The following is a 13,339-nucleotide window of genomic DNA, read 5'->3' on the forward strand; positions in this document are numbered from 1 at the left end:
GGGGTGCTTCGAGCATTTATTAGGAGAAAAACAATGAAACAGTGTAAATTGTCGTTTGCACTAGGGACGCTGGTCCTGTGTCTTGGGGGCGTGGCGGAACTTTTCGCCTCGGAAATTACGCCGTTCTATTTCGGTGCGAGTCCTGACGCGTTGACGGATAAGGAGCAGAACGACGAATGGCAAAGGCTTATCAAGTACAAACTATGGGGGACGGGGATAAGTGGGGATGCCTATGGCGTCGCCTTCATTGGGCAGGACGTGCAGATTACTGATTCGGTCGGGCATTCGGGGAGCGCGACTGCCGGACTTGAAATGCGCAACATCAAGCACAGTATCGGTGGCCCGCTCGCCTTTGCAGGGAATTTCCAAAATGGGGATGGCCAGGACAATATCACGACCGGCCCTTCGTACTTCGGCGGAAATTTTAACATAGGCAATAACGCCGTTAACAGCGATAACGTGGAACTTCACGGGAACTTCTGCGTGCGTGGGGACAAGTCTACCATGACCAAGGGCTTGGCCAAGGGCGGGGGAAAGCTTGACTGCGCCGCAAGTGATATCCCGGCACTTGATAGCACACTGGATGTGCCGCGCGTAGACCATTCCACGATTACCTATGACCTGGAAGTCGATTCGTACACGTTCAGCGACAAGACCAACTACATCGACATTCCTTCAGGTTCCGGCCAGTTCTACAATATCCATGTGAAAGGGGACATGTTGCTGGACAACAATAACGACAACCTGTTCATTCGCATGTCGGGGAATCGTTATGTGAGAATCTTTATCGACGGGAATCTTACGGTTACATCTACGTTGCACAACATTGTCATCTTGAACGTGATGGAGGGTTCCTGGAACGAGACGACAAAGCAGTGGGAAGGCGGTACCCTGGACACCACGCTGAACAAGAACTACGGCGGCAACCTTCTCTTCTATACGCCGAACGACATCGCATTCCCGGCAGAGAACTGCACTATTCAGGGGACGTATATTTCGGGTGGCACGATCAGTTTCCAGCAGCATTACAACTTTGCGGGGCAGCTCCTGGCAAAGAAGGTTTCCATCAATGCGGAATTCAAGGCGGGCGACTTCCGTTACGTGCCGTTCAAACCTCCTGTAATCAACATGGCGGTGGGTTCCATGGCCTACGAAGATAACGAGGCCCGCGGCGATACGGTGAAACTCGTGCTTTCAAAGGAACCGCCGACCCGCGTGACGTTCGACTACTGTTTTTCCCTGAAGCCCGCGAGCGAATGCAACGGCTTCATGGATGACCCTGCCTGTAGTTTTGCTAACGTGAACGACGTTCTGGAATCTACGCTGAGCAGCATCCCGCTTTGCGGCAGGGACACTGCCCATGCGGCGTTCCCGCAGTTCTCGACGGATTTGGAAACGCCCATTGTTTTCCACGCGAAGGACGACATGCTCGAGGAAGCGGACGAGATCGTCTTGGTGAAGATTTTCAACATCTCTGCTGCCGTGACTCCGAGCGGCGATCGCAATGCAGATTCGAGTTACTCAATGATCTACCCCATTGTGGATAACGACAAGCGGCCCGTATCGAAAGATACTTCCGTTACCGTCATGATGAACGAGACCTTGCCGATAACTGCTTTCCCGGCGTACGAGAATGACGGCGTGACCGTACTCGACAAGTACGGCGTGATTATCAAGACGCTCCCTGCCTCGGGCACGCTCAAGTACAACGGCGCTCCCGTAGCGGCTGGAGACTTCATCAAGTTCCCCGGTAGCCTGAACTACACTCCGGCGCATGACGAGTACGGCTCGCCCTATACGACATTTGAATTTATGGTGGCGAACATCCATAACCCGGACATCAGCGATTCCGCAAGAACGATGACGATAAACGTGGTGCGGTTCCAGTACACCATCAACGAGAACGCGTCGGTCGATACGCTCGTCGGGATTATAGATGAGCTGCGCATTAGCGACATCGAGAGCTGCGCTATCGTTTCGGGCGATACGGGTGCCACCTTCAGGTTCGATACTACGCGCATATACGTCAACGGGGTTCTCGATTTCGAGACTCAGTCCTCCTACGTGTTCTTTGTGAAGTGCGCAAACAGCACGTCCGAAGATTCGACCGCGGTGGAAATCCTGATTGTCGACGAGAACGATCCGCCTTCCGTGACGGATACGGTGATGCAGGTCTCCGAAAACATGCCCGTGGGGGCGACCGTCGGTACGATGCTCTACTACGACCAGGACGGCGAAAATTCCGGATTCTGCGAGAACAGCTTTAGCCTCGTGGGCGGCGATTCGAGCTTGTTCAAGATTGATGCGCAGACGGGCGTGATTACGACGCGCGAGGTGTTTGACTACGAGGCGCTCCCGGACAGCCAGAAATATTACGTGGTAAAGGTCCAGATTGCGGATACCGACGGCAACAAGAGCGTGGCCGAAGTGAAAATCAACATCGTGAACGTGATGGAGACCTCCGTGATTGTCGTGACCCACGCGGAATCGGGCAACGGCAACTATAACGAGTCGAACCCGAAGGAACCGATTAAGATAAACGACAAGACGCTTACGCTCTCGTGGACGGGCGATGCCATTCCCCAGCCGGATACGACCCTCACAGACTTGCACGAGGGCTACAACGTGGTGACGCTCACCTATTACGACAAGACGAAGGACATGCCCGCCGTGAAGGAGGTGACGATATTCGTTTGTACGAAGACTCCCGAGGTGCAGGTTTCTACGACGGTCGAAAAGATGCCCGATGCGAATATCTATACCATCGCGGAAGAACCCGCTGAGGGCGATACCGCGTTCTACGTGAACAAGAAGCAGAACGATATCTCCGTCAAGGTCAAGGAACCGGTTCTCGATTCCACGTACACGGATTCTACCTGCAAGTACACGGAACGCGAAATCATCGTTTCTGCAGTTATGTTCGAGACGCTGAACGTACCGCAGGCGACGTTCAAGACGGTCGAAAAGATTGCTTCGGAAAAGCCCGTGCTGAACGATATGCCCGCTGGCAGCGTGAAGCAGGCGCCCTTCAACGACAGCCTCGTGCTCGTGAGCTACAGGGAGGCTATCGGGAACGATACCGTGACCGTCTCTTACGTGACGAACGCGAAGGGCGACGTGGTGAACGGGCAGATAAAGGTTTCGTTCACGACGAAGATTGACGGGAAGGCTGTCGAGATTTCGTATGTGGCGGATGCCTTCACCGGCGCGCCCGTGGAATCGGAAACGGGTGCGGTCTATACGGTAAGCTACCGCTATACCGACAGGAACGGTGAATCGGTCACGGTGGGCTATGCGCTGGATTCCAAGGGCAAGACCATCGAGGACAAGGACGGCAACGTGGGCTACGAGGTGACCTACACGTACGAGAATGCGTTCGGCAATGTATCTAGCCAGTCCATCTATATCGTGGTCGACGTGATTCCCCCGAAGGTGGAAATCCTTTCGCCGGAAAACAACGCGATATTCTATGCCAACTACGTGGACGTGAAATGGACTGTTGACAGGAACGACGGCAACGGCCCCGTGGTGATGGACACGCTTACCGAGCAGGGGCTCGTGAAGGGTGGCAATGCGATTGTGCGCTTCTACCGCGACAAGGCGGGCAACGTGGCGAGCGATACGGTGAAGGTCATCATGAAGAACTCGAAGGACCTGGATATTTCCGTGGTCACCCCGGTGACAATCGTGACCCGCGAGAAGACCGAGGAATACTATGCCAGCAACGAACCGAAGGAAGGGCAGACCTTCGCGGTGACCATCTACAATTCGAAGGCGGACAAGGAAATCGAGACGCTCCGTGGCGGCGATTTCAAGACGGAGGAAGGGAGCGGCGATGAACCGTACCCGGGACTCGAGGGGCACCTTGGCCCGACGCTCGCCATCGACACGAAGCTCTCCACGATTCGCCCCACGCTTGGCCTCGCCACGCTCGATGACCTTGTCGGGAAGGACGGCCTTGTAAACTACGATGGTATCGATTCCGAGAACGGCGACAAGCACACCGTCGAGGAATACGTGCGTGAACATTGCACTGCGAAATTCCAGGAATCCCTCGGGAGCGACATCTCGAAGGCGAGCCTGTACCACACGACGATGAAGGTGAAAATCTGGGTGTACACGACGCTCGGGAATTTTGTGGACTACTTCTCGTTCGAGCAGGATCTCGACAAGCCCGAATACACGAACGATGCGGGCGTGATGACGCTTTACTTCGAGCAGAAACCGGACAAGGACGGCTACGTGAGAACGGCGGACGGACGCCAGTACGCGACCGGCGCATACCTGTACAAGACCGATGTCTCGGTCAGGTCCGAACTGCAGTGCGATACGCCGCCCGTGGAAAGGGACAAGGAATCCAACAGGAAGGGTTACGTGCGCAAGGTGCGCGACGACCTGCTGAAGCCCTTCGGCTACAAGAGGCCGAACCGCAAGTAATTTTCTGTTGTCCGCATGCCTGGCGCTCTTTTCCGGATATTATTTTATAGATTTGGAAAGGTATGCCGAGAAGAAAGATAAACCAGACAATGCTTACGTGCATCACCATCGTCATGATGTTGGTGATGCTTTTTGGGTCTTTTGGGATAATCAAGCTCACTACTATTCTCGGCCCATCTTCGTACTTCCTCTTTATTTTGCTTTTCCTGATCGTAGCGGTTATCGGATTCCATATATGGACCCGCTACCGCTCTACCGAGACCGCGCAGCAGGTTGCCGACCTCATGAAGGAGGTAATGACCTCCCCGCTGGAAAAGTCTCTCGCGGGCGATTCGCAGTATGCCGTCGCCTTAAGGCCCGATGGCAAGATAGACCCGAAGCTCACGAAGTACATGACAAAACTTGCACCAACGGTGAATGCCATCTCGAACTTTTTCAAGGATTTCATTTACTACGACGGCGTTGCCGAGAAATTGCGCCAGCATTTTGAACTGGGCGAAGGCACGGATACCTTCCAGGAACTTTCGACCATATTCCTCTCGGATGTCAACTACCTCTCGGAAAAGCTCGGGCACGAGATGAGCCTGGACGATTACGAGTCGTGCGGATTTGTAGCCCTGCTGTTGCGCCTGCGTACGAACGCCCCTGCCACTACGGACTGGAACCGCCTTGTACTGCAGTCGTTTGTCGACAGGGAAATAGAGATGGGCCCGCTGGTCCATAACCTCGAGAAGAACCACGCGCAGTTGGAATCTACGGGAGAACTCTTCCTGTTCTCCGCAATTTTTGGCGGGTATTCGCCCGATGCGGTCCGCAAGTACATGCGCCTGATGTACGATTACTCCGCGGCGCTCGCGAACATCGATGGCACCCTCACGCCCGAAGAGGTGCAGTGGCTGCAGTACCTGGAACGCTATATCGGCAACAACCGCTCGGCGGCGCGTCGCCCGGGATTCGTGAAGTGCTCCACGCGCGTAGTGAACTACAAGGATACCCCGCTGAAGGATGCCGTAAAGCGGAATTTCCGCATACAGAAAGAGGAACACGTCCCGTCTGGCGAGGCGGTGAAGCAGCTCGATTCCCTCATCGGGCTTTCGACGGTAAAGAAGGAAGTCGTCACGTTCTACAACTTTATCCGCGTGCAGAATGAACGCAAGAAGAAGGGGCTTTCCGTGCCCCCGACATCGTACCATTTCGTGTTTTCAGGAAACCCCGGTACCGGCAAGACGACGATTGCGCGCATCATGGCCGAAATTTTCAAGGACCTTGGCGTGCTCCGGAAGGGCCACCTGGTAGAGGCGACCCGTGCGGACCTGGTTGCGGGTTACATGGGGCAGACCGCCATCAAGACGAACAAGGTAATCGACGAGGCGCTGGACGGCGTATTGTTTATCGACGAGGCCTACACGCTTGCGCGCAGTGCGGAAAACGACTACGGGCAGGAAGCGATTGACACGCTCCTCAAGCGCATGGAAGATGACCGCGAAAGGCTGGTGGTGATTATTGCCGGCTACACCGAAGAAATCAAGCGCTTCGTAAATTCTAACCCGGGTCTTTCTTCGCGGTTCAACAGGTACATAGACTTCCCCGACTACACTGAAGACGAGCTTGCGCAAATTTTCAGATCGTTCCTCAACAAATACGACTACAAGATGGGCACGGCCGCCGCTGCAGCCATGAAGCGCTGCATTGCAGAAGCGGTGAGCCGGAAGGATAGCAGGTTCGGTAACGGTCGCTACGTGCGCAACCTGTTCGAGAAGGTCATCGAGAAGCAGGCGAACCGCTTGGCGGCATCGCCCGACCTGGGCAGTGTTGACGTGAGCAGCCTTACCGCAACTGACTTTGAGCAGGCCACGGCTGAAAAATAAGGTTATTCCCCGACGATGACCTTGTAGAATTCCAGGAACTGCGCGGGGGAAAGTTCCTCGGCGCGTACCGTAGTGGGGTAGTCCAAAAGCTCGATGGCTTCCTGGATTTTCTTCTTGTCGTAGGCGCGGCCGAACGAGTTTGCGAGTGTCTTCCTCTTTTGCGTGAAGGCGGCGCGTACGAACTCGAAATAGCCCTCGGGAGCGGCAAGCGGGCATTCCTTGGGTGTGAGGAGCATCGTGGCGCTGTCTACGTTCGGGCGGGGCGTGAAGTGCTCGGGCCCGATCTTGCGCAATATCTGCGTGTCGGCGAACGCGGACACGAGTACGGAGAGGCTCCCGTAGTTACTGCTGCAGGGGGCGGCGCAGATGCGTTCGGCGACTTCCAGCTGGACCATTCCCATGAATCCCTTCGTGAGATGCAGCCTGGGCATGAGCCCCGCGATAATCGCGGTGGACACGTTGTAGGGCAGGTTCCCGGTAACCCACGGTTTTTCGTGCGCGTCGAGGAATGCCTGCAGGTCGAACTTGAGGAAGTCGCAGTTTACGATATGGAAGTTCTCGCGGCCCTGGAATTTCTGTTGCAGAAATTCCACGCACTGCTCGTCGATTTCGACGGCAGTGAGTTGCACGGCGCGGTCGAGCAGGTGTTCCGTGAGGGCGCCGTGCCCAGGGCCGATCTCGAGCACTGCCTCTCCGGCATTTGCAGGCAAGTCGCCCGCAATCATCTGTGCGGTAGGTACATCCAGAAAGTTCTGGCCAAACTTGCGGCGGCGTGCTCTGTCCATGCAGGGAAAGATAGAAAATTTCGTATTTTTACCCGCAGTTGCTTATGACCACCGGAACAGAAAATACAACGAACCGCGCGCATCTTGCTGCCGGCAAACCGCCTGCCGGCAAGAAGCCGACCGCTGGTAAAAAACCGCCCGCCGGCAAAAACGTGCGCGCCCGCGTGACGCACGAGTTCCCCGCAGTTTACGACCGGGATTCGCGCGTACTCCTGCTGGGCTCGATACCATCTCCCAAGTCGCGGGAGGTGGGCTTCTACTACGGGCATCCGCAGAACCGTTTCTGGAAGGTGCTCGCTGCAGTCCTCGGCGAAAAAATTCCCGAGACCATCCCGCAAAAGAAGGCCATGCTCAAGAGGCACCACATCGCCCTCTGGGACGTGCTCGAAAGCTGTACCATCGTGGGGGCGAGCGACACGAGCATCGAGGATGCCGTCCCGAACAAGATAGCCGCGCTGGTGGCAAGGTCGAAGGTGACCCGCATATTCTGTACGGGCGCCACTGCGCACAAACTATACCAGAAGTACTGTGCCGCCGATGTAGGCATCGATGCGGTCAAACTCCCCTCCACGTCGCCCGCGAACTGCGCCATATCGCTCGAGAGGCTCGTGGAAGCCTACCGCGCAATACTCGGCTAGGCCCGTTTATCGTAAAATTTTGCAGTTTTTCGCTTTTCCGTCAAAGATTTTTTCAAAATAATCTATATTGTTTTTGTATGTCAGCAAAAGTTACTAGCAGCGACAAGATTGAAGATCTGTTCCCGGAAACCCCTGTCCGGAAAATCATTACCCCTGTTGAACGCCTGATGAAGGTGGAAACGACGGGCGGCATCGTGCTCATTATCATGACGCTTGCCGCTCTTGTCTGGGCGAACCTGAGCCCCGAAACGTATCACCACTTTTGGCACCTGCCGTTCTCCATGACGATTGGCGGCTGGACTGGCGCTGGCGACCTGCACTGGTTTATCAACGATGCCCTGATGACGATATTCTTCTTCAATATCGGTCTCGAAGTCAAGGGCGAAATGACATACGGCGAACTGCACGACCCGAAGGCGGCGAGCCTGCCGATTATCGCGGCTGCGGGCGGTATGCTTTTCCCTGCACTTATTTACTTGCTCCTTTGCCCGCATGGCGAACATAGCGCCGCCCACGGATGGGGCGTGCCGACTGCTACCGATATCGCCTTCGTGGTGGGCTGCATGGCCATTCTCGGGAAGAAGGTGCCGCATGCCCTGCGCGTGATGATTCTGACCCTTGCCATTGCCGACGATATCGGCGCCATTCTCGTGATTGCGATTGGATACCCGAGCGGCGACGGCATCAACTTTGTGGCCCTCGGGACGGGCTTTGCACTGCTGGTGCTTATCAACGTGCTGTTCCGCATTGGCGTGCGTAACCTGCTGCACGGCGTGATTGGCGTTGCGGTGTGGGCGTTCTTTGTGAAGAGCGGCGTGCACCCGACCATCGCGGGCGTGCTGCTTGGCCTCTCGGTGCCGGCGAAGCCCGTGCTCGCGAAGGGCAGGCTTGCCCACTTTGCGGGTAGCCTGGGCGGCGCACTTTCGGGCGAGGCGAAGGACAGGAACGAACAGTACGAGGTGTTCCAGCAGCTCAAGCGCGGTGCGCGCGAGAGTATCTCGATGCAGGAACGTTTCTTCAAGCCGCTGGTGCCCTGGGTGAACTTCTTCATTATGCCGCTGTTCGCGCTCAGCAATGCGGGTGTCGAAATCAAGCTCGGCGGTGTCGAGATTCCGGTGATGGGTGCCGTGGCAATCGCCCTCATTCTGGGCAAGCCTATCGGCATATTCCTGTTCAGTTTGCTCTCGGTCAAGATCGGCATTTCCAAGAAGCCGAGCTACCCCTGGAAGGTCCTTTGGGGTGGCGGCATGCTTGCGGGTATCGGGTTTACGATGGCGTTGTTTGTCGCGGGCCTTGCCTTCGACGTGGGCGACCGCCAGGACTCCGCGAAACTCGGCATATTGCTCGGAAGCTTCTGTGCTGCAATCCTCGGTACGATATATATGAACATCGTTTCGAAGCCGCATGACGCTCCCGAAGAGCCGAAGAACGAAGCGACCTAGGCTCTGCCAGCTAAGCTCTGCCAACTGCCGACTAAGTTCTGCCAACTAAAATCTGCCGACTGCCATAAAATGCCCCACTTCGTTTACATGCTTCGCTGTGCGGGTAACCGCATATACACGGGCTATGCCGTAGATGTCGAGGCGCGTTTTGAACAGCACAAATCCGGAAAGGGGGCGAAGTTCACCAAGGCGTTCCCGCCGGAGTGCATACTGCGCAAGTTCGAACTGCCCTCGTACGAGCAGGCTCTAAGGCTCGAGGCGCGTATCAAGAAGCTAGCCCGCGGGCAGAAGGAACTGCTTGCCGGCGGTGACGATGCGATTGCGACGGAACTGCTTGCGGGTTTGAACGAAACCCTCGAGGAAAAGTCTGCGCGTGAAAGACGTGAAAGGAAAGAGAAGCGCTAGGGCTTTCAAATCAGCGTCTCCAGATACGGGCGAATTTTATTCTCGACATTTAGCCATGCCCGTAATATATCTCCGGCATAGAAAAATAGGATTAACCTGAAAGCTCTATGCTATTTTATAACCATGTGGATTCAGGAGAAGAGATAAATTCTGGATGTTCTTTTGCGTATTGTTGATATATTTGGAAAAGTTGCTCTTGTTCTTTTGTCCAAATAGATTTTTTCCAAAATGGATTACCCTTTTTCCCAACATAATGACGATAATGTTGATAATCGTAAAAAAGAAGCAAATATATATCCCCATTTTCCTCTTTATGAATATAAAAGACATTGCCCATTAGCACGCTTAAAGAATCCTCGGTTTCGTTTTCGGGAATAATAAAAATATCTTTTATTTGAAGTTCATCTAGTTCAAAAGAATCGTCTTTGGGTTTGCCGTATGCGAGAACTCTTGCAGATCCAACATGCTCCCAGTCCCATTTTGTTCGTTGAGAAACTAGGTTTTCGGATGTCGGCCATATATATTCAAAAGAATATGAATCTTTATGTTTAAGAAAGATATTTTCTCTAATGCAATTATTGTAATCACCTGCAACTGAAATTGCATTTTCGGGAAGACTGAAAAAATCATTTGTAATAATAAGTGGTGTTGAATTATCTGTTGTGTAATTTCTGTCAAGGCAAGAATTTCTTTTATGCCATTTTAATCTATCCATATCGATTTTCTCAAAAATTTTTTCAATCATCACTAGGAAATTTAAGTATGATTTTCTTTTTGGAAAGGAATTAAATGTAGTGAAAAAGGAATGAAAATATTCATATAACTTAATGTTTTTCTCTTTGTTAATCTTTAAAACTTCAACGAAAGGCCTTTCTTGGATATACCTATAGTTATCGCCTGAGGGAGAAAAATTTTGGTTGATTAGCGCCCGCAATTTTTTGTCATTTTTATCCAGATATGTTTGATAAAGATTAGACTTTATTTTTTCTTTTTCTAAATCTTTTGTTAATGCTTCTATCTTTTCTTTCAGTTCTAGATTCGAATAGTATCTGCCATAAATAAGGAGCGAAAGAGTATCATATAGTACAAGCGTAGATAAAGGGATAACTATTGTTAAAAAACGAAGAAATTTGACTAAATATGCTATGGCATTATCAGAATTATTAACAAAATAATTAGTGACTTCATTAATATATCCGTTAATTATAATTATCATTGGGAAAAATAAACAAAAGGGAATGATTAAAAAATTTCTTATCGGAATGAAAAGCGCTTCTTTGTTTTTCTTCCAAACTTCATCTATTTTATCGAAGCCCAAAATGCATAACACAAAGGCTATTTGATAAATCGCTCCTATCAAGATAACCCATGTTGTATCTATTGCATGATAATAAAAAGGATTCATGAAATCTTCAAAGAAATGATTTGATTTCAATTTAAATGATAATAATAAGACAATGACGCAAATCCAAAAAGGCATTAAACAAATAAAAAATGCTGGAATGCATAAATTATATCTAGCATTTTTTGATCTAAACAATTTGTCTAGACCTCTTTCTAAAATTTTCTTCATTTATCGACTCCTCAATATTCTTTTTCGTGTAAATACAGTTTTAGTTGTATATACATGCTGTGAGTTATCAAAAGTTATCTTTTTGTTGTGAATTTGGCAAATTATACTGCGGGCGAATCACTTCATAACCAAATCAGCAATCAGGTACACGGCCATCGCGACGCTACAGGCGCTGATAAAGTGCTGGACAAACTTGTTGCCCTTTTTCCTCTGCGTAAAGCTCCCGAGGTAACCGCCGAACCATGCACCCGCGGCCATCACGAGGGCGATGGGCCAGTCGATCTTGCCCGCGATGCCGAGTGCCATGGTACTCACGATAAGGAACACGTTGGTGAGCGCGTTCTTGAGCGCATTCACGTGGACGGCGTCCATGCCGGTGTAGCGCGTAAGCCCGAATATCTGCACGAACCCGACACCCACCTGTACGATGCAGCCGTAGATGGCGATGCCGAAGAACCCGAGCGCACCCTTCCACGTGAGTTTTTCGGGGGGTGTCGCGGGAGGCTTGCCGAGGATGTCCTTGCGGAGGTTGCTCATGACCACCACGGCGCAGATGACGACCGCGAGTATCGCCTGGAACGCCTTGTCGCCGATGTGCACGAGGAAGCATGCTCCCACGAGCGCGCCCAGGAAGGTGGGTATCACGAGCTGCATGAAGATTTTCTTGTTCAGGTAGCCGTGCTTCATCAGGTTGTATGCGCTGCTGCAGTTCCCGATGATGAGCCCGATGCGGTTGGTGCCGTTCGCGACGGTCGCAGGCATCCCGAGGAAAATCATGATGGGGAGGCTCAGCGTGGAACCGCCGCCCGCGATGCTGTTGATGAGGCTGACTACTGCCCCCAGCACAAAGAATGCGGGGTACTGCGCGTATTGCCACACTTCGGAGTCAATCATTTCGCGAGTTCCTTCTCGAGGAAGCTCTTGTTGTCTACGACCTTCTGCTTCTGCGTGTATTCGGGGTATTCCGCGAGGCACTTGTCAAGCGGTGCGATGGCGTCCTGGAGCAACTTCTTTTTCTTTGTGGCATCCTTCTGCTTCTGCGCCTTCGCGAATATCTGCGATGTGGTTTTGCGCTGCGCGTTGCAGAACGTGTTGGCGAGTTCCTGGTACTTTGTGCCCGCCTCCTTGCGCAGCTTGCTCGCCTTGAGTTTGGTGAGCAGTGACTTGGCTTCGGCGTACTTGCCTGCCTTTACGAGTTCGCCGGCTTTTGCGAGGGCCTCGGCGGGGTCGTGCGATTCCCAGTACTTGGTTGCCTCCTCGTCGTTTGCGGCCATGAGGCCCGCGATGTAGTCGATAAGCGCCTGGATCTGAATTTCTTTCTCGAAATCGCGGTAGCGCATCTGCAGTTCGTTTGCCTTCTGTGCCGCCTCCTTGAACTGGGCGTGGTCATCGGCGAGCGCCTTGATGCTTGCGTATTCCTTCTTTGCCTTTGCGAGCGTGTTCTTGTAGGCGACTTGCATCTGGCCGTTCGCCCAGTTCACGAGCGAGTCGCCCGGGGCGAGCGCGATGAGGCTATCCGCAGTCTCCTTGACCATGCTGTAGGCGGCCTGCACGCGGTTCATGTTCTGGATGGTAAGCACGTAGGGCTCGAACGCCTTCGCCTTCTCGGCGCGGGTCTTGCCGAACTCGTTCAGCATGGAATCGGTCTGCGTTTCCCAGGTGTTCCAGAGCGGCTTGATGATGCGGAAACGTTGCAGGTATGCGCTCGCAGAATCGGTCAGACCCTGCGCGTAGAGGGAATCCGCGTATGCGAACACGCGGGAGACCAGCGCGGGGAAGGCAGTGTAGGGGTCTACGGGAATGTCGTTCAATACGGGAATGGGCGTATTATGGGCAACGTTGTCTGCACCGCTGCCTTTGTGCGGGCTTGTCGCGGGAATGGAATCCGGAGAGGCGAGCCTGTAGCTGTCGAGCGCGCTCGATGTAAAGACGGGCGATGCGTCAGATTGCGGAGCCACCGCCTGCTTGCCGGGCGCGGATGCGGACTTGTCGCCGGCTATGGAACTTTCACCCGCGGGCGCATTGCCCTGTGGTACGGCCTGCGTGTCGGCCGCAATTTCACCTGCACTTGCCTGCGGTGCTGCGTCGGTCGCGGGGCAGGGCGTGTTCCCTGCGCAGGCGGCGAGCGCGAAAGCCACTGCCGGCATCAGGAGGGATTTGTACAAAATTTTAATGCTCATGTTCAATCCTT

Annotated in this window: 9 protein-coding genes; 5 read left to right on the top strand and 4 right to left on the bottom strand. The window is 53.2% G+C overall.

Annotated features, from left to right (window positions below; genetic code table 11):
- Positions 1–33 precede the first annotated feature (33 nt).
- Positions 34–4,437, top strand: a complete 4,404-nt coding sequence (locus CRO08_RS09775) for a cadherin repeat domain-containing protein (RefSeq protein WP_097036041.1) — start codon at positions 34–36, stop codon at positions 4,435–4,437.
- A gap of 62 nt (positions 4,438–4,499) precedes the next feature.
- Positions 4,500–6,305 carry an AAA family ATPase gene (locus CRO08_RS09780; RefSeq protein WP_097036042.1) on the top strand — a complete coding sequence of 602 codons (1,806 nt, stop codon included), beginning with the start codon at positions 4,500–4,502 and terminating at the stop codon, positions 6,303–6,305.
- A gap of 2 nt (positions 6,306–6,307) precedes the next feature.
- Here CRO08_RS09780 and rsmA read toward each other — a convergent pair whose 3' ends face one another.
- Entirely contained in the window at positions 6,308–7,090 is a 783-nt protein-coding gene (gene rsmA / locus CRO08_RS09785; RefSeq protein ID WP_072807955.1) for a 16S rRNA (adenine(1518)-N(6)/adenine(1519)-N(6))-dimethyltransferase RsmA, read from the bottom strand.
- A 38-nt stretch (positions 7,091–7,128) separates the two neighbouring features.
- Between rsmA and CRO08_RS09790 the strand changes: the two genes are divergently transcribed.
- From CRO08_RS09790 to CRO08_RS09800, 3 genes are all read left to right on the top strand, one after another.
- Entirely contained in the window at positions 7,129–7,728 is a 600-nt protein-coding gene (locus tag CRO08_RS09790; protein ID WP_369684801.1) for a DNA-deoxyinosine glycosylase, read from the top strand.
- 77 nt (positions 7,729–7,805) lie between these two features.
- Complete coding sequence (gene nhaA, locus CRO08_RS09795) at positions 7,806–9,170, top strand: Na+/H+ antiporter NhaA (RefSeq protein WP_097036044.1); 1,365 nt, start codon at positions 7,806–7,808, stop codon at positions 9,168–9,170.
- 69 nt (positions 9,171–9,239) lie between these two features.
- Positions 9,240–9,575, top strand: a complete 336-nt coding sequence (locus CRO08_RS09800) for a GIY-YIG nuclease family protein (protein ID WP_097036045.1) — start codon at positions 9,240–9,242, stop codon at positions 9,573–9,575.
- Between the two features lie 115 nt (positions 9,576–9,690).
- On the opposite strand, the gene CRO08_RS09805 is transcribed toward CRO08_RS09800, so the two are convergent.
- The 3 genes from CRO08_RS09805 to CRO08_RS09815 form a co-directional block, all read right to left on the bottom strand.
- Positions 9,691–11,148: a hypothetical protein gene (locus tag CRO08_RS09805; protein ID WP_141398315.1), complete on the bottom strand. Its 1,458-nt coding sequence runs from the start codon at positions 11,146–11,148 to the stop codon at positions 9,691–9,693.
- A 117-nt stretch (positions 11,149–11,265) separates the two neighbouring features.
- Positions 11,266–12,042 carry a sulfite exporter TauE/SafE family protein gene (locus CRO08_RS09810; protein ID WP_097036047.1) on the bottom strand — a complete coding sequence of 259 codons (777 nt, stop codon included), beginning with the start codon at positions 12,040–12,042 and terminating at the stop codon, positions 11,266–11,268.
- Positions 12,039–13,328: a hypothetical protein gene (locus tag CRO08_RS09815; RefSeq protein ID WP_141398316.1), complete on the bottom strand. Its 1,290-nt coding sequence runs from the start codon at positions 13,326–13,328 to the stop codon at positions 12,039–12,041. Before CRO08_RS09815 ends, CRO08_RS09810 begins: the two co-directional genes overlap by 4 nt.
- Positions 13,329–13,339: the final 11 nt, after the last annotated feature.

The organism is Fibrobacter sp. UWT3 (genome assembly GCF_900230125.1).
Classification (GTDB): Bacteria; Fibrobacterota; Fibrobacteria; order Fibrobacterales; family Fibrobacteraceae; genus Fibrobacter.

Excerpts from the sequence above, each read along its gene's own strand:
- CRO08_RS09775 (WP_097036041.1), top strand. The coding sequence starts at position 34 with ATGAAACAGTGTAAATTGTCGTTTGCACTAGGGACGCTGGTCCTGTGT.
- CRO08_RS09780 (WP_097036042.1), top strand. The coding sequence starts at position 4,500 with ATGCCGAGAAGAAAGATAAACCAGACAATGCTTACGTGCATCACCATC.
- rsmA (WP_072807955.1), bottom strand. The coding sequence starts at position 7,090 with ATGGACAGAGCACGCCGCCGCAAGTTTGGCCAGAACTTTCTGGATGTA.
- nhaA (WP_097036044.1), top strand. The coding sequence starts at position 7,806 with ATGTCAGCAAAAGTTACTAGCAGCGACAAGATTGAAGATCTGTTCCCG.
- CRO08_RS09800 (WP_097036045.1), top strand. The coding sequence starts at position 9,240 with ATGCCCCACTTCGTTTACATGCTTCGCTGTGCGGGTAACCGCATATAC.
- CRO08_RS09805 (WP_141398315.1), bottom strand. The coding sequence starts at position 11,148 with ATGAAGAAAATTTTAGAAAGAGGTCTAGACAAATTGTTTAGATCAAAA.
- CRO08_RS09810 (WP_097036047.1), bottom strand. The coding sequence starts at position 12,042 with ATGATTGACTCCGAAGTGTGGCAATACGCGCAGTACCCCGCATTCTTT.
- CRO08_RS09815 (WP_141398316.1), bottom strand. The coding sequence starts at position 13,328 with ATGAGCATTAAAATTTTGTACAAATCCCTCCTGATGCCGGCAGTGGCT.